This window comes from Streptomyces sp. NBC_00019 (genome assembly GCF_045041015.1).
Lineage (GTDB): Bacteria > Actinomycetota > Actinomycetes > Streptomycetales > Streptomycetaceae > Streptomyces.
In genome coordinates, this window is record NZ_CP108302.1 from 791,056 (window position 1) to 812,047 (window position 20,992).

Annotated in this window: 19 protein-coding genes, 1 tRNA gene and 2 pseudogenes; 7 read left to right on the forward strand and 15 right to left on the reverse strand. The window is 70.5% G+C overall.

All coding sequences use genetic code 11. From position 1 onward, the window contains the following. Positions 1-71: 71 nt before the first annotated feature. The gene (locus tag OHU89_RS03900) at positions 72-521 is read right to left on the reverse strand and encodes a hypothetical protein (RefSeq protein ID WP_405639814.1); all 450 of its coding nucleotides are present in this window, start codon (positions 519-521) and stop codon (positions 72-74) included. Positions 522-668: 147 nt separating this feature from the next. Between OHU89_RS03900 and OHU89_RS03905 the strand changes: the two genes are divergently transcribed. Then, positions 669-1,817: a serine hydrolase domain-containing protein gene (locus tag OHU89_RS03905; protein WP_405639816.1), complete on the forward strand. Its 1,149-nt coding sequence runs from the start codon at positions 669-671 to the stop codon at positions 1,815-1,817. 130 nt (positions 1,818-1,947) lie between these two features. Here OHU89_RS03905 and OHU89_RS03910 read toward each other — a convergent pair whose 3' ends face one another. Continuing rightward, positions 1,948-2,586, reverse strand: coding sequence for a dihydrofolate reductase family protein (locus OHU89_RS03910; protein ID WP_266897648.1), 639 nt, complete (start codon positions 2,584-2,586; stop codon positions 1,948-1,950). Positions 2,587-3,173: 587 nt separating this feature from the next. Here OHU89_RS03910 and OHU89_RS03915 point away from each other — a divergent pair. After that, positions 3,174-3,250: transfer RNA gene (locus OHU89_RS03915), tRNA-Met, on the forward strand. A 90-nt stretch (positions 3,251-3,340) separates the two neighbouring features. Here OHU89_RS03915 and OHU89_RS03920 read toward each other — a convergent pair. After that, positions 3,341-3,982, reverse strand: coding sequence for a TetR/AcrR family transcriptional regulator (locus OHU89_RS03920; RefSeq protein ID WP_405639818.1), 642 nt, complete (start codon positions 3,980-3,982; stop codon positions 3,341-3,343). An 84-nt stretch (positions 3,983-4,066) separates the two neighbouring features. Here OHU89_RS03920 and OHU89_RS03925 point away from each other — a divergent pair, with 84 nt between their 5' ends. Further along, on the forward strand, positions 4,067-4,804 hold the full coding sequence (locus tag OHU89_RS03925; protein ID WP_405639820.1) for an SDR family NAD(P)-dependent oxidoreductase: 738 nt from the start codon (positions 4,067-4,069) through the stop codon (positions 4,802-4,804). Positions 4,805-4,951: 147 nt separating this feature from the next. On the opposite strand, the pseudogene OHU89_RS03930 reads toward OHU89_RS03925, so the two are convergent. After that, positions 4,952-5,856, reverse strand: a pseudogene (locus tag OHU89_RS03930) (aminoglycoside phosphotransferase family protein). A 29-nt stretch (positions 5,857-5,885) separates the two neighbouring features. Between OHU89_RS03930 and OHU89_RS03935 the strand changes: the two are divergent. Next, on the forward strand, positions 5,886-6,491 hold the full coding sequence (locus OHU89_RS03935) for an SMI1/KNR4 family protein (RefSeq protein WP_405639822.1): 606 nt from the start codon (positions 5,886-5,888) through the stop codon (positions 6,489-6,491). A gap of 43 nt (positions 6,492-6,534) precedes the next feature. On the opposite strand, the gene infA is transcribed toward OHU89_RS03935, so the two are convergent. Together infA and OHU89_RS03945 are read right to left on the reverse strand one after the other, a co-directional pair. Then, on the reverse strand, positions 6,535-6,759 hold the full coding sequence (infA, locus tag OHU89_RS03940; RefSeq protein WP_405639824.1) for a translation initiation factor IF-1: 225 nt from the start codon (positions 6,757-6,759) through the stop codon (positions 6,535-6,537). Continuing rightward, entirely contained in the window at positions 6,756-7,547 is a 792-nt protein-coding gene (locus tag OHU89_RS03945) for a GNAT family N-acetyltransferase (RefSeq protein WP_405639826.1), read from the reverse strand. The genes infA and OHU89_RS03945 overlap by 4 nt, the downstream gene beginning before the upstream one ends. 274 nt (positions 7,548-7,821) lie before the next feature. On the opposite strand from OHU89_RS03945, the pseudogene OHU89_RS03950 reads away from it, so the two are divergent. Next, positions 7,822-8,630, forward strand: a pseudogene (locus OHU89_RS03950) (ABC transporter ATP-binding protein). Between the two features lie 98 nt (positions 8,631-8,728). Here the strand turns inward: OHU89_RS03950 and OHU89_RS03955 are convergent. Then, a complete protein-coding gene (locus OHU89_RS03955) occupies positions 8,729-10,273 on the reverse strand; it encodes a CHAD domain-containing protein (RefSeq protein WP_405639828.1) in 1,545 nt (514 codons plus the stop codon). A 240-nt stretch (positions 10,274-10,513) separates the two neighbouring features. On the opposite strand from OHU89_RS03955, the gene OHU89_RS03960 reads away from it, so the two are divergent. Beyond that, the gene (locus OHU89_RS03960) at positions 10,514-10,921 is read left to right on the forward strand and encodes a hypothetical protein (protein ID WP_405639829.1); all 408 of its coding nucleotides are present in this window, start codon (positions 10,514-10,516) and stop codon (positions 10,919-10,921) included. Between the two features lie 321 nt (positions 10,922-11,242). Here OHU89_RS03960 and OHU89_RS03965 read toward each other — a convergent pair whose 3' ends face one another. Next, complete coding sequence (locus tag OHU89_RS03965; RefSeq protein ID WP_405639831.1) at positions 11,243-12,346, reverse strand: acyltransferase family protein; 1,104 nt, start codon at positions 12,344-12,346, stop codon at positions 11,243-11,245. Between the two features lie 269 nt (positions 12,347-12,615). Between OHU89_RS03965 and OHU89_RS03970 the strand changes: the two genes are divergently transcribed. Further along, the gene (locus OHU89_RS03970) at positions 12,616-13,941 is read left to right on the forward strand and encodes an AI-2E family transporter (RefSeq protein ID WP_405639833.1); all 1,326 of its coding nucleotides are present in this window, start codon (positions 12,616-12,618) and stop codon (positions 13,939-13,941) included. Between the two features lie 127 nt (positions 13,942-14,068). Here OHU89_RS03970 and OHU89_RS03975 read toward each other — a convergent pair whose 3' ends face one another. The 7 genes from OHU89_RS03975 to OHU89_RS04005 all read right to left on the reverse strand — a co-directional run bounded on the left by OHU89_RS03975 (position 14,069) and on the right by OHU89_RS04005 (position 20,802). Next, a complete protein-coding gene (locus OHU89_RS03975) occupies positions 14,069-14,791 on the reverse strand; it encodes a dienelactone hydrolase family protein (RefSeq protein ID WP_405639835.1) in 723 nt (240 codons plus the stop codon). 208 nt (positions 14,792-14,999) lie between these two features. Then, on the reverse strand, positions 15,000-16,151 hold the full coding sequence (locus tag OHU89_RS03980) for a hypothetical protein (RefSeq protein ID WP_405639837.1): 1,152 nt from the start codon (positions 16,149-16,151) through the stop codon (positions 15,000-15,002). Positions 16,152-16,229: 78 nt separating this feature from the next. Then, complete coding sequence (locus tag OHU89_RS03985) at positions 16,230-17,345, reverse strand: alcohol dehydrogenase catalytic domain-containing protein (RefSeq protein ID WP_405639839.1); 1,116 nt, start codon at positions 17,343-17,345, stop codon at positions 16,230-16,232. 40 nt (positions 17,346-17,385) lie between these two features. Continuing rightward, positions 17,386-18,393, reverse strand: a complete 1,008-nt coding sequence (locus OHU89_RS03990) for an ROK family protein (protein WP_405639841.1) — start codon at positions 18,391-18,393, stop codon at positions 17,386-17,388. After that, positions 18,390-19,085, reverse strand: coding sequence for an HAD-IA family hydrolase (locus tag OHU89_RS03995; RefSeq protein ID WP_405639843.1), 696 nt, complete (start codon positions 19,083-19,085; stop codon positions 18,390-18,392). Before OHU89_RS03995 ends, OHU89_RS03990 begins: the two co-directional genes overlap by 4 nt. Then, on the reverse strand, positions 19,082-19,939 hold the full coding sequence (locus tag OHU89_RS04000) for a TIGR03619 family F420-dependent LLM class oxidoreductase (protein WP_405639845.1): 858 nt from the start codon (positions 19,937-19,939) through the stop codon (positions 19,082-19,084). Before OHU89_RS04000 ends, OHU89_RS03995 begins: the two co-directional genes overlap by 4 nt. After that, positions 19,936-20,802: a VOC family protein gene (locus OHU89_RS04005; protein ID WP_405639847.1), complete on the reverse strand. Its 867-nt coding sequence runs from the start codon at positions 20,800-20,802 to the stop codon at positions 19,936-19,938. The genes OHU89_RS04000 and OHU89_RS04005 overlap by 4 nt, the downstream gene beginning before the upstream one ends. Between the last annotated feature and the right edge of the window lie 190 nt (positions 20,803-20,992).

The window sequence follows — 20,992 nt, forward strand, 5'->3', positions numbered from 1 at the left end:
AGAGGAAGGAAGGCCATCGCTGACGGCTAGTCCCGTTCGATGCCACATAAGGCACGCATCGCAAGTGGTCTTCAGGGCTGCCTTATGTGCTCCACCGTCTGCTCCTCCTGCACAGTCACCGTGCCGCTCGCCGCCGCGCTCACACCGGCCAGGAACGCGACGGCCGTTGCGGCGACCGCGAGCAGCAAGCGCGGGCGGCGTCGCCGTACGGGCGGTTGCGGGGCCGGTGTGGGGAAAGGCCGTGCGCCCATTACGAGTTCGCGGCGGGCGGCCACCCATTGCCGGGTGTCTTCGGCGTCGAGGCCGCAGGCGATGAGGAAGGCGACGAGAACGGCCTCACGGGGGAGGCGATCCCGACGGAGCATGGTCGCCGCCGTCGAGTACGGGAGTACCTCGCCCTCCGCGTCCGCCGCGCGCTCCAACTCCCGGTAGCTGAGGCCCGACCAGGCCTTGAGTCGGCGCAACTCGGCCATGAACGCGGCCTCTCCGGCGGTGGGGGTCGGCACGGGCGGGGGCGTCATAAGGGTGTCCCTCCGATTGGGTGGGCGACACTGACCTGCGCGTACAGGAACTCGCACAAGCTCGCACAGCCCTTGTGTTGAAGGGGCGCGGGAGCGGCGGTCAGCCTCGGCCTCACATCTGTCGTCGTCGTTGTCTTGGAGGCATGCGTGGCTCGTCCCGGTTCCCTCGTGCTGTTGCTCGTGCTCGCCCTCGTCGGGTGCTCGGATGTCCACACCGTGGCCGGAACAGGGGCCGGCGGCGGGAAAGAGGCAGCGGCCTCGGCGCGGGATCCGATCGACCCGGCCGTCGAACGCTTCCTCGATGAGGCGCTTCCCAAGGGGCCCGGCATCACCGTGGCCACCGCCCGAGGGGACGAGCTCACGCACTGTGCGGGGCGCGGACTGTCCGATCATGCCGCGAAGACCCCCGCGTCCTGCGACACCGTGTACGACGTCATGTCGATCACGAAGCAGTTCACCGCCGCGGCGATCCTGAAGCTGGAGATGAACGGCAAGCTCCAGGTCAGCGACCCGATCGGCATGCATCTCGGGCTCGTACCCGAGGACAAGAAGAGCATCACCCTGCACCAGCTCCTCACCCACACGGCGGGCCTGCCCCAGTCGCTCGGCGACGACTACGACCCGCTGACGCGCGCGCAGATGCTGGCCCAGGCGATGAAGGCCCCACTCCAATCGGGCCCCGGCAAGGAATTTCACTACTCGAACCTCGGCTACAGCCTGCTCTCCGCGATCGTCGAGAAGGTCTCCGGGCAGAGCTACGAACAGTTCCTCGCTCAGCACCTGTTCCGACCCGCCGGGATGACCCGCACCGGTTACGTGCTGCCTGACTGGAAGCGCGCGCAGGTCGCCGTCGAGTACGACCGGAACGGACGCCCGCAGGGACGGCCGATGGACCACCCGTGGGCGCCCGACGGGCCGTACTGGAATCTGCGCGGCAACGGCGGCATGCTCACGACCGCCCGGGACATGTTCCGTTGGCACCGCGCCCTCACCGGCGAGACCGTCCTGTCCGCTGCCGCGAAACTGAAGCTGTTCGCGCCGCACGTGCGGGTACCCGAGGTGGACGGCGCCTACGGATACGGCTGGGTCGTCATCGACTCCGACGATGACCGGTTCGCTTGGCACGACGGGGGCAACGACTGGTCTCTGGCGACCGTCGCGGAGTTCCGCCGCGACGAGACGATGGTGTTCTGGGTGAGCAACCACGCCTACCGCAAAGGGAAGTGGAACCTTGAGGACGATCACGTCGAGCTGACACAAGACATCGCCGACCGGATACGGCACCCCGCCCCCTGATGCCATCGGGTCGTCGGCAGGAGGTGGGCGGCGCGAGAAGCCGGGACGTCGTCTCGTTGGCACGGTCAGGCGCCCGCCCAGGCCGGCACGATCGTGGCCAGGGCGAACGCCACCACCGTGGCTGGGCGTGTCAGCGGCGGACCAGGACCGCGTGCGTGACGGTCGGGGAGCCGACCAACTCGGCCACCCGGTAGCCGTCGATCCCCTCCCCCAGATTCTCGAGCAGCCGCTCCCCACGTCCGATGAGCATCGGCGCGATCACCAAGTGGAGCTCGTCGATCAGCCTGGCGCGCAGATACTGCTGGATGACAGCCGCGCCCCCGCCGATCCGGACGTCTTTGCCGTCCGCGGCGTCGAACGCGCGCTGCAGCACCGTCTCCACCGGCTCGTCGGTGAAGTGAAAGGCCGTTCCGCCGGCCATCTCCAGCGTCGGCCGTAGATGGTGAGTGTGCACGAAGACGTCGTGGTGGTAGGGCGGATTGTCGCCCCACCAGCCCTTCCAGGACTCGTCCTCCCACGGCCCGCGCTGCGGCCCGAACATGTTCCGCCCCATGATCGTGGCGCCGGTGTTCTTGTCGCCGCGGACGAAGTAGTCGACATCGATTCCGGTCTTGCCCGCGGCGGAGTCCTCCATCGCGGAGACGAACCAGCTGTGCAGCTCGTCGCCCCAGCCGACGCCGTCACCGAAGGGGGCGTCCAGTCGCTGGTTCGTGCCGGCAACGAAGCCGTCGAGGGAGATCGTCACGTTGTGTACCCGGACCTTGGGCATGGCCTTCACCTCTCGTGTTGATGACCTTCTCTCACCCCTGCGTCGAACACAGCCTGCCTGGATCGACATCTGTGCGCACATTTTCTTTCGGCGGACCCTACCGCTGCCCCGCGCACAGCTCCGGCACCGAGCGTTCAACTCCGCCGGAGTGCAGCCCGGTTGGGGTGCGCCGGTGAGAACCCGGGATGCTGATGAGCTGCCTGATCTCGCTGGCCGGTGTGAACGTGGTGCTGGGGCTGGCCCGGCTGTGGCGGCGGTCGGTGGAGGCACGGATGGTCCGGCAAGGGCGGGCCTGGCCGGGGTTCGACGCCTACCAAGCGGAGCTGCTGAGCGCCGCCGAACCGTTGTGCTCGACCAACTACCCACATAGGCGAGATCGGCCGCGACCCCGGATTCCCGGCCGCCGGCAACACCTGACATCCCCTCGAAGACCCGCAGGTGCCCATCACCGTTCAAGAACTGGCCCTGCCCGCGAAGATCTCGTAGACCTTCCCGACGGCGCCGGGGGACGCCAACCGGGCCTTCGCCGTGACGCCGCGGCGTTGGTAAATCGCCGTCCCCTGGATGGCGTAGGCTGTGCGTACCGACGCGGGGTGGAGCAGCTCGGTAGCTCGCTGGGCTCATAACCCAGAGGTCGCAGGTTCAAATCCTGTCCCCGCTACCAGTGATCCGGCCTCTTCCTTTCTGGAAGGGGCCGGAGTCGTATCTGGCCGTGTCTGCGGGGGCTGACGCCGCAGTCGGACTTCGCGGTAAGTCAGTTCTCGCGGGCCGGAGTGTGCCCGGTTGCGAGGCGCTTTTGCCCCTCGGACACGGGCAGGACCGCCAGTACGGTGTCCGCGATGTTCCGCAGCGTCTCCGGGTCCAGGCCGGCCTTGCCTACCGCCTCGATACCTCGGACCACCGTCAGCAGCAGTGCCGCCAACCGCTGCGGATCCGCAGTGCTGTCGATGTCGCCGTGGCGCTGTGCGGCGCTGATCTCCGTCCGCAGCAGGGTCAGCAGCGCCGTCATGGTCTCGGCCGACCGCCCGGCGACCGTCGGATCGTGCTCGGCCATTTCCGCCGCGCCCTTGGCCAACAGGCACCCGCGGCGCTCGGTGTCGGAGGCGGTGTTCTCCGCCATTAGGTGCACGTACCCCGACAGCCGGGCCAGGGCCTCTGCGTCCGGGCCACCTGCCAGCCGCCCTTCGGCCACCTCGACGACTGCGGTGCACCAGTCGCCGAACACACGGTGGAACAGCTTGCCCTTGTCGCCGAATGCGCCGTACAGGCTGCCCTTGCCCAGGCCTGTCGCCTGGGCGATGTCGTCCATCCGGGTTCCTGCATAGCCCGTCGCCCAGAACTGTTCCCGGGCCCTCTCCAGGACTTGGCGTTCGTCGAATGCGCGTGGTCTCGCCATGGTCTGAGCCTATCCATTCTTGACTCGATCGTCCATTACTGCCTACGTTATGGACGATCCATTCCACAACTGAAGGGGTTCGACATGCCAGGCGTGCTGCAGGACAAGGTGGCCGTGATCACCGGAGGGACCAGCGGTATCGGGCTGGCCATCGCCCACCGCTTCGTACGTGAGGGCGCGCGAGTCTTCGTGACCGGCCGGGACATCGACCGCCTCGAAGCGGCAGTCAAGGAGATGGGGCCCGCGGCCACCGGCGTACGATCCGACGTCTCGGTCCTGGCCGACCTGGACGCCCTCTACGCACGGGTCCGCGAGGAGGCCGGGCACATCGACGTGCTGGTGGCCAACGCGGGAATCGTCGCGGACGCCGCGCTCGGCACCCACACCGAGGCGAACGTCGACCTGACGCTCGCCGTCAACGTCAAGGGCCCGCTGTTCACCGTTCAGAAGGCGCTTCCGCTGCTGGCGGAGAACGCCTCCATCCTGGTCATCGGATCGAGCAACAGCGTGCGGCCCAATGAGCAACTCGAGGTCTACAGCGCCTCGAAGGCGGCGGTGAGCAACCTCGTACACAACTGGGCCCGGCAGTCGCGGGAGCGCCGGTTCCGGGTCAACGTGCTCAGCCCGGGACCCACGCGCACCCCTGGCCTGCTGGGCGCCGCGGGGCCGGAAGTCGACCGGTTCGCCGAGGCCGTCGTGCCACTGGGGCGGCTGGCCGACGCCGAGGAAATCGCCGAGGCCGCCCTCTTCCTCGCTTCGGACGCCTCGTCGTTCGTCACCGGCGCCGAACTCTTCGCCGACGGCGGCTATACCCGGGCCTGAACGACGGCCGGTGGTGCGCATCCGGTTCCCTCGAAGCGGCGGGGCGCACTCCCGGCCGCGCGGGTGCGTTGTACGAGGCCCAGGCCGCCCGAAGCAACGAGATCGTGGCCGCGGCCTCTTCGGATGACTACTGCTCCGCCACCCCGACTACCGGCGGGGCACACGGTGGGCCGTTGCGGTCAGGCGGCGTAGTGCGGCATGGGCGGGTGGGCCCCAGGTGGGCTTGCCGCCGGGGCGGCCGTGGGCGCCGGCGTCCGTGATGTGGAGGCAGGCGAGGGCGCTCAGCACTGGCCGGCCGCGGGCGCGGCGCAGGGTCGCGGCGTCCGGGGTTGGCTGGTAGGTGTCGTAGAAGCGGTCGGCGGCGCCGTCGGGCAGGAGTATCCACGGGGCGGCGAGGTCGCAGGCTGGATCGCCGGCGAAGAGGTCGCCGAAATCGATCACGCCGCAGATGGTGCCGTCGGCGGTGAGAACGCTGGCCGGGTGCAGGTCGCCTTGGAGCCACAGGTCCGGACCCGTCCAGTGGGGGGCTGCTAGGGCTCTTCCCAGACCGTGCGGACGGCGTCCGGGTCGGGGATCAGCCCCAGCTCGGTGGCCGAGGTGAACATCCTGGCGAACCCCTCGGCATGGTCGGCCAATGGCCCGCCGCGGTCGCGGTCGGCGGGCGCCCCGGTGGGCGCGGGTCGGTGCAGAGCCGTCAGGAAGGCGGCCAAGGTGTCGGCAGCCTCCGCGGCGCGGGTGGCGGGGGCGCGGTCGGCGGGCTCGCCCGGCACCCAGGTGGTGACGATCCAGGGCCGCGGAAATCGCGCGGAGGGCTCACCGAGGCGCTGCGGGACAGGGACCGGCAGTGGAAGGTGCGGGGTGAGCGCCGGCAGCCAGGTGTGCTCCTTGCGCAGCAGGTCGTCCGCGAACTGTGTGGCCCAGGGCAGCCGGACGGCGAGGTCGTCACCGAGGCGCCACAGCTGGTTGTCCCACCCCCGTGCCCCGAGCTTCAGGGGGGTGATCGGATCGGCCAGGTCAGGGTGCTCCGGCGCCGTTCCGCTGCCTCGGTACAGTGGCGGCGGACGAGAGAAGAGATCCTCCGATGGACTCCCGCATATCGCGCATACGTTCCAAGCTGGCGAAGGTCCCGTACCAGGCGCAGCGCAGCCATTCGGCGGGCGCCGAGCGTCACGGGTTTCGCGTCGGCCCGCGTATCAGTTCCGCGCAGGTGGACGCTTTCGAGGGCGAACACCACATCGAATTGCCGTCGGCCTACCGAAAGTTCCTGGTCGAGCTTGGGGGCAGCGGTGCCGGCCCCTTCTGCGGTCTGCTTCCGCTGGAGGAGTGCAGGCTGTACACCATGGACCGGCAGCCGCCGGACGGCGCCCCGCGGGGATTCCATCACGTGAGCCATCCGGACGCGCTGCGTGGAGACCTGTTCCTCCACATCGTCGAGATGGGCGGCACCGACCTGTGCCTCATCGGCGTGACCGGTCCCCTCACCGGCCGCATCCTCATCGGCAACGCGGACGGCTTCTGGCCACCGAACGTCTCCTCGGCCCCCGACTTCCTCTCCTGGTACGAACGTTGGCTGGACCACATGCGGGAGGGCAAGGACAACTCCGCTCTGGGACTCGCCTCCCCGGCGACCGTGGCAAGCGCCCCCTGGGGCCCCCGGGCCAGGGCTCCAGTCACGCAAACGCTGTGACCGGGGCCCCGGGATCAGTTGTCGCGGAGGGTGCCGGCCGCCGCTAGTTCCGGTACCGGAAGACGATCCGGCCGCGCGTCAGGTCGTACGGCGGGAGTTCCACCAGTACTCGGTCTTCCAGCATGATCTTGATGTAGTTCTTGCGGATCTTCCCGCTGATGTGCGCGAGCACCTGGTGGCCGTTCTCGAGCTCCACGGTGAACATGGCGCTGCGCAGACACTCGATGACCTTGCCCTCGACTTCGATGACGTTCTTGTTCTTCGTCATCGCACCAGCTCCAGGTTGCTGCTCATCGGCCGGGCGCCGATGCCCTCGAACAGCGCCGAGGCTGCGTGGTTGAACTCCTGGACTTCGGTCCAGGTCTCAGCGAACCCGGAACGGTGCAGCGTCCCCAGCGCGTGAGCCAGCAGCACCCGCCCGATACCGCGGCGCTGCTCGTCGGCCCGGACCGCGATCAGCCCGATGCGCGGCCGGATCACCGTCACCACCCGGATCAGACCCAGGTAGCGGTCCGGCGCCGCGGCCACCGCGTACTTCGACGGGTCGACGATGGTGTCGCCCTCGGGGCGCGGAATCACCTCCGCGGCCATCGACTGCCACCCGACGGTCGCCTCGACCTCGTCACGGATCGCGCGGTCCACCGCCCTCAGCATTTCCTCGTCCGCCTGACCGGCGGGCACGATCGTCACGCCCGGCGGCGGCAGGACGTCGTCGAGCCCTGTGACCTGTGGGTCGGTCGGCACGACGTACTCCCACTCGCGGCGCCGGATCGTGAAACCGGCCCGCCGCCATCCGGCCATGAGTTCGACATCGGCTTCGTCGACCACGGTGTACAGCGGCGCGGGCAGTTGCGTCAGCATCGCCTCGGCGAGGCGGTCGAAGGCGGCGTCGTGCCAGGCGTCGATGCTGACGAACAAACGTCCGTCGGGCCGGTGCACCGCATACCCTCGGCCGACCACCAGGTCGTCATCCAGTGCGTGCCATTGCCTGTCCGCGACGCGCGTGATCATCACCGCGTTCTCGCCCAGGCCGGAGGTGAAAGGCTTTGTGTTCATCGGAGTCTCCCTCCAGGAGTGCCTCGATCTCAGGCGCTCCTGGCGACACCGAACGTCAGCCGCCGGACCGTGACGGATTGAGGGAGCACCCACGGGTAACTGTGTTCACGGGGCTCACCTCCATACGACGACTTCACGGTCCACCGCGAAACTAGCAGTGGGGTGCGGGGTCGCTCAAAGCCTTTTCCACAAGCTCGCGCCGCGGCCATGATCCGGTCTTCTCGAGGCGAGTGCTCGACCGCCCTCCGCGGTCAGGCGTACCCGCGGTCATGAACTGTCGGCCACGGATGTCACCGTGGCGTACGAGGGCGTGGATGTCGTGCATGGCGCGGCGTTGGCGCTGCGGCCCGGCGAAGTGACCGTTCTGTGGGACCGAACGGGAGCGGGAAGTCGACGCTTCTGCATACGCTCGCGCGACTTCAGCGGCCTCGGTCCGCCACGCTCGTGATCGACGCGGACGTCGACGGCCTCGCCCTGGCCTCCCGTGAGTTCTCGCGTCATGTCGCCCTGTTGACGCAGGGGCGCCCCACTCCCGGTGGGCTGACCGTGCGGGACGTGGTCGAGTTCGGCCGCTACCCGTACCGAGGCCGCTGGGGCAGGACGGATCCGGACGGCCGGGCGGCGGTGGACCGCGCGCTCGCCATGACGGGCGTCATGGAACTCGAAGGGCGTGGCGTCGAGCACCTGTCCGGAGGGCAGCTCCAGCGCGTGTGGCTCGCCTCCTGTCTGGCCCAGGAGACCGGCGTACTCCTTCTCGACGAGCCGACGACCTACCTCGACCTGCGCTGCCAGATCGAGCTTCTCGACCTGATCCGCGACCTGGCGGACGAGCACGGGATCGCCGTCGGGGCCGTCCTGCACGACCTGGACCAGGCCGCGGCCGTCGGCGACCGGATCGTGCTGCTCCACGAAGGGCGGGTCATCGCCGAGGGCCTGCCCGAAGACGTACTGACACCGCGGCGGCTGTCCGACACGTACGGCATCCGCGTCGAAGTCGACACCGACCCCGTCACGGGCCGGCTGCGCACCCGCGCGGTCGGCCGGCACCAGACGCGAAGCGAATGGCTCACCACACCCTCATGAGACGCCTGTTGATGACCGCGGCGGCCGCCACCGCCGCGGCCCTCGCCCTGACCGCCTGCGGCACGACCGAGCCGGCCGCCGATAGCTCCGACAGGACCTCAACGGCCGAGCGCCTTGCGCAGGCCGCTCCGCGACGCGTCGGCCCATGCGGCCGGCAACTCCCGTTCGCGCCGGTCGGCCACGGCTTGCTCCTGTCCGTACAACAGACCCCAGACGAAACCGGTTTCGCCGGCCGCGTGGGCTGCCAGGGCCATCTTCCGCAGGGCGTCCCGTGCCACGACGCTGTCCTGGTGGTCCCCGAGCACCTTCTGGACAGCCTTGACCCGCTTGCCGAGACGCTTGGCGGGCTTTCCGATGGCGTCCCGCGCCGGCTCCGTGGCGTACCGCGTCCCTTTGGCCGCCTTGCGAGCCTCGTGAAGGGCAGTGTCGCGATCCGTGCCCGGCGAGAGGTCCAGCGCGTGTGTCATGCGGGCGGACAGCCGGCCGTACTCCTTCACAATGGCCTTGGCCGTGACCTTCTTCGGTTTCCGGGCGGCCTTGGCGCGTAGCGGGGGTCGTTCCGTGAGTGTTGCCAGAGAGTCCAGAAGGGCCAGGTAGCGGTCTGAGTTCAGGGCATCGAGAGTGCGCCGTCGGGCCTCGGAACTCTTGTCGGCGTCCCAGATCTGCAGCCGTGCCGAGACGGGCCCGAAGGCCAACTCTTCAGGCACCGCCCCGATCTTCGAGCTCAGCCGTTCCAGAAGGACCTCATGGTCGCGTTCCGCGCCCAGCTCACCGCCCAGCCACTTGAGCTCCTTGCGGACCGGATCGGTGGTCTTCCGGTCCAGGACCGGACGGTAGGAACGCAGGACGCTGCGCAGCCGACGGGCGGCGACGCGCATCTTGTGCACGGAGTCGGGCACGTCACGCCGTACCGCGGGGTCCAGCGTCACCATGGTGCGGATCTGTTCCGCCACATAATCGAGGACCGCTTCGCCGGCGGATCCGCGGGCTACGACCTCTGCGGCGGGTTCGTCCGGCACACGGGGCGCTCCCACCGCCGTCTCCTCCAGAGCCCGGGCCAGCTTGGACGGGGAGTCGGCGCGGTCCACGCCGCTCTTGCGCAGCGTCTTGTCCACGACGTCCAAAAGGGCCGGGTCGGTGTCCGGTGCGAGCTCGACCTCCATCTCGGTCCAGGAGGCGGCCCGTGTGCCGGTGGCGAGCAGTGCGTCGGCACGGACCGCGTCGATGCTCAGCTCGGCGAGGACCTTGTCCTGTGAACCGACGAGCTGACGCACACCACGAGTGGAACGAATCCGGACGACCGGCCGCAGATCCGCCCCCCGGGTACGGGAAAGAGCCAGGTCGCGCAGCGTGTCCGGAAGGGTGTCGGAGAGCGGGGCCCTGACCTCTTCCCGGCTGTCTCCCGACAGTGGCAGCTTGAGATGCCAGCCCGCGTCCGTCCCGCCCGTCCTTCTGCGGAGCGTGACCGAGGCGCCGGCCAGACGCAGGTCGCCGGTGTCGTAGTACACGGCGTCCAAATCCTCGGTGCCCTGGTCCACGGCGGACACGATCCCGCCCACACCGGCGAGGTCGGGCAGCCAGGTCGTGTCGTCGGCCGACGGGGCCTCGTACTTTCGCTCTGTTTCCTGCTGCGACTCGGTCATGTCCTACGCGTACACGTCTGGGCGCGGAACAAACACCGCAGGTCCACCCATTCCCGGGGCCCGAAAATGAGCTCTGGAACCGAGACCGGGCGCCCGCACGCCCGGGAGCCGCAGCCGAGCGGGGCTTCGCTCTGCTCTCCGCCAAGTGCCTCGCGCCGCCATTCAGCGCAGCAGCGCGTGCCGGGCGTGAACCGCGTTCCTAGGGTCACGGTGACGACCACCATCCCGAAGGAGATAGTCATGGGCATACGCATCACCGGTGTCCTCGCAGCAACGGCCCTTCTCACCGCTGGCCCGCTCGGCGGCCTCGCGCACGCTCAAACCGACCTGGACTGCAGTGACTTCGCCTACCAGGAGGACGCGCAGGCGGAGTTCGACCGCGACCTCAACGACCCGTACCGGCTGGACGAGGACCAGGGGCCGGATGACGGCATCGCCTGCGAGATCCTCCCCCTCAGGAGCACCGCGGCCCCAGCGACAGTCACCGCTCTCCCCACCCGCGGCGTCCAGGGCGGCGTCGGAGGCGGCACAGGGCCCGCCGACTTCGAGCTGGTGCTCGGCGTCGGCCTTGTCCTCGGGGCCGTTGCACTGGCAGGCGTGTACACAGTCCGGCGGCGCCGAGACTCCGACGGTCCACGAAACACCTGACCACCTCGGGAGAGGCAGGGTCTGTGGTCCTTGGTTGGCCGGTCCTGCGCACCGTCATCCGGCGCCAAGGAGATGTGTGCCGCCCCCACCGTCCGTCCGGCCAAGGGATCTGTATCGTCCGCTCCGATGTCCTGGGTCCGCAGATCAGCGGCTCGTACGAGGAGGGGCACCCTGGCCGAGCATCGGCAGGGAACCGTGTCACCGCCCGCTTCGGCTACATGGAGACACCGGACGTACCAGTGGCGACCGAGGTCGGGTCCACCGTAGATGCCTCCTACACCTCGATGTGAGCAGCCAGACGCGTTGGATGTGCCCTTGCGTTCACAAGGCGGAGGAACGCTCCGCGGTGACCGCCGGCTCCAATCGACGCACGCGGAACCGGTCGCGTCGCAGCAACGGGCGTTCGACGAGGGCGTACGAGACGAGGGCCGCCACGACCGTCGTCGCGAGGCCGGCGGGAAGCAGCTGGTCGCCGTGGACGCCGAGGTCGGAGAGCAGCCGGATGACGGGGTAGTGCCAGAGGTACATCCCATAGCTGAGGTTGCGTCCGACCCAGGTCGGCGCGGACGTCGACAGCAGACGGGAGGGCCATGACCGCGGGCACAGATCAAGCGCGGCCACCACCGTGGCCGACACCACGGCGGTGGCCAGGAACCCGACCGTGTACCAGACAGGGTTCCATCCGCTCGCTCCGGTGATCGGGATCTGCCAGGCGATCAGCCCCAGCAGTGCGAGCGCGGGCCAGCACAGCCGTCCCGCCCAGCGGCGCAGCTGCGCCAGTCGGGGGTCGTCCGCGCGCAGGCGGGCAAGGACGACGGCCAGCAGAGCCCCCACGAGGAGCTGGTCGGCGCGGGTGTCGGGGCCGTTGTAGATGCGGTGCGCCGCCGTGGGGTCCCAGAGCACCGTCCGCCAGATCACCGGCAGCACGCACAGCGCCGCGACCCAGCCCAGCACTGTCCGCGCCGCCGCGTGTCGTAGCAGTACGAGCAGCAGGATCGGCCAGGCCAGATAGAACTGCTCCTCCACCCCCAGGGACCAGGTGTGGGCAAGTGAGGTGGTGACGTCCGAGTACGGCCCGGGCTCCCCCGCCCGTACGAGATTGATAACCGAGGTCGCGGCCAGCGCCGCCGCCACCCACGCACCGTCGAACAGCGGCAGCGGAAGCGCCACGGACAGCAGAGCGGTGACCGCGCACATCGCCAGCATGGCCGGCCCCAGCCGCCGCCACCGCCGCCGGTAGAACGCCCCCAGGCCGATGCGACCGGTACGGGCGTACTCGGCGACCAACAGCCGGGTGATGACGAAACCGCTGAGCGTGAAGAAGACGTCGACGCCCACCGACCCTCCGGGCACCAGGTCCGGCTCCACGTGATAGACGATCACCAGCACCACGGCGACCGTCCGCAGTCCGTCCAGCCCTGCCACCCGCCCACCACGCAGCGCCGACGAAAAGCCTCGCCCCGCATGTCTGCGCGGTTGAGCCGATGAGGGGGCGGGCGGAGGCGCCGCTCGCACACCCAGGCTCTGTTCCGTGGCCTCGTCCACCGTGCTCGAATGGGGGGTGCTCATAACGGCCGCGTCTGCCCAGGCGCAGCGGGATCACACAATTTCTCATCCTCCCCTCATGCTCGGTGCCGCTTTGGAAGGGTCGGGGCGGCGTCCGGTCGCAAGGGGGCGTGGGTGAGACTTGCCCGGTGGCACGTACAGACGAGATCGCTCAGGGCGCACCGAACGCATCTGCATCCGACACGGCGCCGAACCCCCAGCCTCCACCCGGGCAAGCCCCTGGGCAGGTTGCGCGGATGCCGCGCTGGCTGCCGCGCGCCATGGTGCTCGCACTCGCCCTTGTCGCCGTGTTCCAACTGGCCGACTGGGCCTTTCACCAACTCCTCGGCCTGCTGATCAACATCCTCATCGCGTTCTTCCTCGCCCTCGCCATCGAGCCCGCGGTGAGCCGAATGGCCGCACGGGGAGTGCGCAGAGGACTGGCCGCATTCCTGGTCTTCCTCGGCCTCGTGGTCGTGACGGCCGGCTTCGTCACGCTGCTCGGCTCCATGCTCGCCGAGCAGGTCATCAAGATCGTCGAGGACTTCCCGGCCTACCTCGACTCCGTCATCAACTGGATCAACACACACTTCAACACCCAGCTGAGGCGCGTGGACGTCCAGGAGGGTCTGCTCCGCTCCGACTGGCTGCGCAACTACGTGCAGAACGGCGCCACCGGTGTCCTGGACGTCTCCGCCCAGGTCGTCGGAGGACTCTTCCAGCTGCTGACGATCACTCTGTTCGCGTTCTACTTCGCCGCCGACGGCCCCCGACTGCGCCGCGCGCTGTGCTCCGTCCTGCCGCCCTCCAAACAGGCCGAAGTGCTGCGCGCCTGGGAAATCGCCGTCGACAAGACCGGCGGCTACATCTACTCACGCGGCCTGATGGCGCTCGTCTCGGGCATAGCGCACTACATCCTGCTGGAGACGTTGGGCGTTCCCTACGCGCCGGTGCTCGCCGTGTGGGTGGGCCTGGTCTCGCAGTTCATACCCACCATCGGCACCTATCTCGCGGGCGCCCTGCCCATGCTCATCGCCTTCACGGTCGACCCCTGGTACGCGCTGTGGGTTCTGGTCTTCGTCGTGATCTACCAGCAGTTCGAGAACTATCTCCTGCAGCCCAAACTGACCGCCAGAACCGTCGACATCCACCCGGCGATCGCTTTCGGTTCGGTCATCGCCGGCACCGCTCTCCTCGGAGCCGCCGGCGCCCTGATCTCCATCCCCGCGGTCGCCACGCTCCAGGCGTTCCTCGGGGCGTACGTGAAGCGCTACGACGTCACGGACGACCCTCGCGTCGACGGCCACCGGCGCGAGGGCTCCGGCGGGAGCGTCGGTCGGCGCGTCGGGAGATGGCCGAGGCAAAGGACCGGAGAGCCGGAGCCGGCCGACTCGGCAGAGCACGCGCCAGAGGCGGACGGCGAGAAGCTCCCGGGCGGTGAGCCTTCGTCCACCGTCGACAGTGCCTGTCCGTGATCGCTGTCGTCCGGCCGACCGGCCAGGAACCGCCGTCGAGGAGGGCCGGGGCCTGTCCTCGACGAGCGGCATCCTGACCGGCACGCCGTCACCGGCTACCGTCTGATGCCGGCCTGACGGCCTGGCCTCACTTCAGGTGCCGGCCGAAGAACCGGTTCGCGTCCTCCCCCTCGAACCAGGGGGTGCCGGTGTGTCCGCCCATGTTGGCGTGCAGGGTCTTCTCCTTGGTGCCGAAGGCGTCGAACAGGTCCAGGGCGCGCTGCCGGGGGTTGCCTTCGTCGTCCCACTGCAGCAGGAGCAGCAGCGGAATGGTGACCTGCCGGGCCTCCTCGCGCTGCGCGCGGGGCACGAAACCCCCGGCGAAGAATCCGGCGACGGCGATGCGCGGTTCGACGACCGCCAGCCGGATACCGAGGGCCATCCACCCCGAGTACCCGACCGGGCCGCCGATCTCGGGCAGCGTCAGGAGGGCGTCCAGAGTCGTCCGCCATTCCGGGACCGCGTTTTCGACCAGCGGGCCGACGAGGGACTCGAAGATCTCGTCGACCGGCTCGCCGGCCTGCATCGCCCGGCGCAGGTCGGTGCGGGCCTGCTCGTCGGCGATGGAACGGGGCCGGTCGCCGCACCCGGCGGCGTCGATGGTGGCCACCGCGTAGCCGTGCGCCGCGGTGTGCCGGCCCCGGGCCACCAGCCGGGCTTGGCTCTTGGGCAGGCCGTTGTTGTGGGCCATCAGGATCAGCGGGACCGGTGCGGCGGATTCAGGTGTCCACAGGGTGCCGGGAATGTCGCCGAGGGTGAATTCGCGTTCGAGGACGCCGTCGTCGAGGCGCTGCTCGGAAGTGAATCGCATGGTCGTGCCTTTCGGGAATGCGCTTGAACGGCGCTCCCGGACGACCTATCGCCCGACCGCGACCCCGGAGGGGAGCACCCATGTCGATACTGCGTTCACGGGTACCACCTCCTCGTCTCTGGCACGGCCTCCGCGAAGGTAGCAGCGGTCGCCGCGGTCCGCCAACGGGTTTTCGCGAGTCGTCGCCTCCCCCGTGTTCGGGGCCGGTTCACCTGGTCAGGATGGCGCCGCTCATGAAGGAGTCGCCGTCGTCGTCGACCAGATAGTGCCAGCCGCCGACGGTCAGGTGGGTGCCGGAGGACACCACGGAGCTTACGCCGAGGGGGAATTGCGGGTCGTTCTCCGGCAGGTCGAGCGAACGCCAGCCCGCGGCGGGCGTCCAGGTCAGGCCGACGGCCGCGTCGTCGTTGCCGCCCACGACGGCGAGTCCGCCGTGCGGCCGAAGAGTCACGGCCTGCAGAGAGTAGGTGCCGACGGGCAGCGGCACCTGGGTCCACGAGGTTCCGTCCCAGTGCTGGGCCAGCCCTGCCGGGCGCTGCTTGTCGGTGTCCCGGGACCATCCCACGGCCCAGACGTCCGTGGGTGTGCGGGCGGCGATGTCGAAGAGGACCGCGGAGTCGGGGAACACCGGCGTGGGCGTCCGTGTCCACTGACGGCCGTCCCAGTGCACGGCGAGGGACTGACCGGTGTCGTAGTCCATGCCGGTTATCCATACGTCGTTCGGCGCGACCTCCTCGACCTGGTTGAGGCCCCAGTTCGCCGAACCCGGTATCTGCACGGAACGCCACCGGCGGCCGTCCCAGTGTTGTACGACCGGGATGTGCTCGTAGGTGTCCTGCACGTAGCCCTGTCCTACCGCCCAGGCGTCCTGGCCGGAGGCCGCACTCACCGACAGCAGGCTGGCTTCGACCGTCCCGTCAGGCAGACCCGTGCTGGAGGTCAGTTGCCAGGCGCCCGCCACATGGCGCCCGACCAGGACGCCTTGGCTGTTCGTTCCCTGGTCCCCGACGAAGAACGCCGAGCCGTCGGGGCCGGTGGAGATGTCGTTGATTCTGCTGTTCCACGCGTCGGCGCCCGGGAGCACTGTCTGCTTCCATGCCCCGCCTCGGGTGAGGTCGCGCTCGTACATGGCAGGCGTGAACCGGATCGTGCCGTCCTCGGAATTCTCGTCGATCACGGCGCCGCCGGCCCAGGTCCTGGACGGGCTCGGCTGAGCCACGCTCATCACCGAGACCTTGCCCGTCGACGCCTCCGCCCACGCCCCGCCAGCTGTCGGGCCGGCCACGGCGGTTCCGCTGATGACCAGCGTGATCGCCCCAACTCCTGCCAGTTGCCCGGCGATCCTGCGCTTGACCGTCACGTCGCTCACTCCCATCGCGGAGGAACTGTTCCCCCGTACCTATCAATGCGGTGGGGTGTGCTTCTTGTTGCACTCTCGTCAGGCTCCGTGGCGTGCGGTGCCGTTCCCCAGGTCGATGACGAGGCGGATGACGAGTTCGTCGTCGACGACGCGGGTGCGTTCGCCGATGATCTGGTTGAGGTGGCGGACGCCGGGCTCCAGGGTCAGGACGTGGGTGAGGAGCGGGTCGGCGGTCGTGTCGGTGCGCAGGGCTTGGGCGGCGGCGAGGAGTTGGGGGTTGGTGACGCCGCGGTTGCCGCTGAGGGTGAGGCTCAGGCCGGGGCGGGTGAAGGTGGTGGTGGCCGGGGGCCAGGGGCCGCCGGTGTTGGCGCGGCGGACGCCGTCGAGGTCGACGCCGGGCAGCAGGGGGGTGGTGGCGCGGGGCGGGACGCCGCCGAGGGGGTGGATGGCGACCAGGCGTTCGCCGAGGGCGGTGACGGCGGCTTCGACGGCGGGGACGGTGCCGCCGCGATGGGTGGTGACGAGGAGCGCGGCGGTTCCGGTGACGTGCCGGTCGAGGGGGTCGGTGTCAAGGACGCTCACCGCGTGAGGGGCGTGGGTCTGGGTCCATTTGAGGCCGGCTTCTGTGCGGTGGACCACGACGACACGGACCGTGGGGAAGAGGAAGCGGGGCGCGAGAAGGGCGGCGAGATTGCCGGTCAGTCCGTCGCCGTGGACGACGAGGGTGTCGGGGGCCGAGGTGGCCAGGCAGGCGAGGGCGTAGCGGACGACGGCGAACGGCTCGACGAGGGTGGCGCGGGCGGCGGGGAGGTCTTCGGGGAGGTGGGAGACGAGGCCGCCGCGGACGGCCGAGGCGCCGATGAGGACGCGTTGCTGGAAGAGGCCCGGCACGTTGTGGCCGAGGAGGAAGGACGGGTCGGCGGGGTGGGTGGGATTGACGAGCACCCGGTCGTCGGGGGCAAAGCCGTCGGTGCCGGTTCCGGCGGCGACGACCCGTGCGGCGCCCTCGTGCCCGACGACGGGTGAGGGGTCGTCGCGGTCACCGCGCAGGATCTGGATGTCGGTGCCGCACAGGCTCACGTGCTCGGGTGCGAGCAGGAGTTCACCCTCGCCGGGGTCCGGGGTGGGGACCTCTTCGATGCGGCAGGTGGTGCCGTGGCGGACGATCGCGCGGTGGGTGGCCGTGGCCGGCATGGGGTCCTTCCCGGTGGGGGGCGGTTGAAGGGGGCTGGTCTCAGTGTTTGGTGACGGTCAGTGCGCCGTGGGCGAGCGCGACGGCGCCCGCCAGGGGATCCACCTCGCCGGGGCGGCAGAGCCGCAGACCGTCTCCGGGCCGGCCGGTGTCGCGGTCGGCATAGCTGCGTACTTCGCTGACCTGGCGGACCAGTTCGGCGCGGTAGGCCTCGCCGAGGCCTTCCGCGTAGCCGCCGCCGATGCCGATGAGGCCGATACGGGGGTCCAGACAGCGCACGGTGCGCACGAGTTCGGCGACGGGTTCCACGACGGTGGTGAGCAGCCGGAGGGCCGCGGGGTCCCCGGTCCGTAGCCGGGCAGGGAGGGTGTCGCGGATGTCCTCCGGGTGTTCGATGCCGAGCGCGGCCGCGACGTGCGGCAGGGCGGGTCCGGCGGCCAGGGCGGCGACGTGGCCGGTGCCGCCGCAGGGGCAGGTCAGCGCGCGGACGGCCGCGGGTGCGCTGGAGACGGCCGGGAGGTGACCGACCTCGCCCTGCATGCCATGGGCGTCGACCGGGACGCAGTGTTCGGTGAGGTCGGCGGTGCGCAGGGCGATGCCACTGCTCACCGTGAGGTAGACGGCCCGCCGGTGGTGGGGGCGGGCGAACTGCTCGACGAAGCTCGCGAGGCCGGCGGTGACGTCGTTGAACAGGTGCCAGCTGACGTCCGGGCGGCGGGCGGTGAGCAGCGCGCGGAGCGGGACCGGCCGGTCCGGGCCACCGCCCCACAGCGGGCCCGAGCCGTGCAGTACGCCCCGCTCCTCGTCCATGGCGGCCCCGCAGGACATCGCCACCCGCGCGTCCGCCGGCACCGTGTCGGCCAGGGTCTCGATCAGCTGCTCGAGGAGTGCTGCCGGATCCTCGCCGGGCCGGTTGAGGATGCTGGGCGCGGGGAGCCGGACGGTCTCGCCTGACCCGGTCCGCATCCGCAGCCAGGTCCCTCCGAGGTCGACGGCGACCTGGGTACGTACCTGGTCGTCGCGGTCCTGGACGACGGCCCGTGTGCTCACAGCCGTATCCCCTCTGCCGGTTCGGCGTGTGCCCGGGGCTGCCTGATCTCCAGGCGGATACGGCCGTTGCTCACGTGGGCGGTGACGGCGGTCAGGTCGTCGACGCGGTACGGGGCCGGTTCGGCGGCGGGGGCGGCGACGGCGACGGGGGTGCCGCCGGAGCGGTGGGCGGCGAGCAGTCCGGGGGCGGAGTCCTCGAAGAGGAGGCAGTCGGCGATGTCCACGTCGAGGAGGCGGGCAGCGGCACGGAAGCCCTCGGGGTCGGGTTTGCCGGCCCGGACGTCGTCGGCGCAGACGGCGACCGCAGGCAGGGGCAGTCCGGCGGCGGTGAGGCGGCGTTCGGTCATGGTGCGGGAGGCGGAGGTGACGACGGCCCAGGTGCGCTCAGGCAGGGAGGTGAGCAGCCGTCGGGCGCCCGGGATCTCGGTGACGGTGTCGGCGGTGGCCTCCTCGCGTTCCCGGATCCAGGCGACTTCGGCGCCGACGATGGAGAGGTCGGCTGCGGGGAGGAGCCCGGCGACGATGTCGTGGGCGGTGCGGCCGGGCAGCGCGGCGATCACGGTGGCGGGGTCGAGGCGGTGGCGGGTGGCGAACGCCCGCCAGACGCGGTCGATGGAGTCGGCGGAGTCGACCAGGGTGCCGTCCATGTCGAAGAGCAGGGCGCGGGCCGTCACGGCGCGTAGGGCGGTCATCCGATCTCCAGGGTGTGTGCGGCGAGCCGGATCAGTTCGAGGTCTTCCTTCCAGTGCCTGCGCAGACGCTGGTCGCCGGGGTCGGTGTCGAGGACCACGTGGTCGGCGCCGAGGTCGCGCAGGAAGGCGATGTCGGCGCGGATCTGGTCGGGTGTGCCGTAGCCGAGCGGGCGGGAGTCGGGGTCGGCGGGGGTGGTGGTGGGCAGGAAGAAGATCCTCGGGGCGAACTGCTTGCCGTCCGCGAGGGCCCCGGCGGCCTGGCCGCACAGCTGCCGGCTGGGGTGGAGCGGGTGCCAGGCGGTACCGATGCGGTTGACGCGTTCCAGGGCGCGCGGTCCGTTGCCGCCGATCCACAGCGGCGGGTGCGGGTCCTGTACGGGCCTCGGTGCGGTGTGCACCCGGTGGCCGCGGTGGGTGACGGTGTCGGAGGTCCATGCCTCGACCAGGACGTCCAGGGTGTGGTCGGTGAGGGCGCCGCGTCTGCGGAAGTCCACGCCCAGGACGTCGAAGGCGCGCGGGGCCCAGCCGACGCCGACACCGACGACGAGGCGGCCGCCGCTGAGTCGGTCGATGGTGGCGGTGGCCCGGGCGAGCGCGATCGGGTGGCGGTGGGAGGCGATGAGGACACCCGCGCCGAGACGGATGGTCTCGGTCTGCCCGGCCAGCCAGGAGAGGGTGGCGAGGCTCTCGTGGAACGGGGCGGGCGAGCGCCGGTGGGCGTCGTCGGTGAGGGCGAGGTGGTCGGAGACCAGGACGGTGTCGAAGCCCAGCTGTTCGGCCTCGCGGGTCCAGGCGAGCATGCCCTCGGGCGTCATCTGGGGGCCGAAGTTGGGCAGGTTGATGCCGAATTTCATGTGGTCACCGGCCCCGGGAGAGTGAGCCCGAAGGCGGCGTGGCGCGCTGTGCCGGCGGGCTGGGGTCGGGCGTGGAGTTCGAGCAGGTTGCCGCCGAGGCGGTCCACGGAGCGCGGCGGTTGCCGGTCGGGGACACCGTGCTCGAAGAGTTCGAGGTTGAGGGCGTCGTCGACGACGACCATGGCCATCGCCGAGATGCCCTCGACGTCGAGGTCGAACTGGCGGCGCATGAAGGCCCGGTCGGCGGCGATCTCGGTGCGCAGGACGACCCGTGCCCGGTGGTGGGTGACGAGGTGGTCGATGGTGGCGTCGAGGCTGTGGACGCTGTAGCCGGTGTGGTCCAGGCCGAGCAGGGTGGGCAGGGGCGCGTCGTCGGCCGGCCGCTGGTCGTGGTGGAGGCGTTCGGCGGTGGTGTCGGCGTATCCGGGGGTGTCGGGCCACTGCTGCAGTTCGAAGAGGGTGCCCCAGGGGGAACGGAAGTAGATCCAGCGGTTTCCGCGGATCGGGCCCTCGGGGATGGTGATGATGTCGCCCAGGACGTCGACGCCGGGGAGCTGCTCCAGGTGGGCGACGGCCGCCTCGATGTCGCCGACGCGGAGGCAGAGGTGGTTGGTGCCGATGTCGACCAGGCGGGGCGGGGCGTCGGGGGTGCCGGCGGGCGTGGTGGGTACGAGGCGAACCTCGATGCCGGGAGAGAAGGAGACGACTCCGGCGCCGCCGTCCCGGTCGACGGCCGAGGGCCCGGCCAGTTCCGCGAGGAAGGCGGTGGCCTCCTCGACGTCGGGCACCGCCACCGTGATCCGGTGGGCCGGCGGGCGGGTGCCGGGGGGCGGGGTCAGGGAGGTGTCTTGGGCCGTGGTCATGAGCGGGTTCCTTCGGGGTGCGGGGTCGGATCGACGGCCCGGGTGCGGCAGGGACCGGCGACCGGCCCCGGGGTCGGACCGGTGGCCGACGGCGAGTGGCGGCCGGCGGCCGGGGGTGAGGGTCTGCCCATGGCCGTGGCCGGTTCCTGGACGGTGACCGGACATGTGGCCGGCCTCGGGTGCGGGTGGG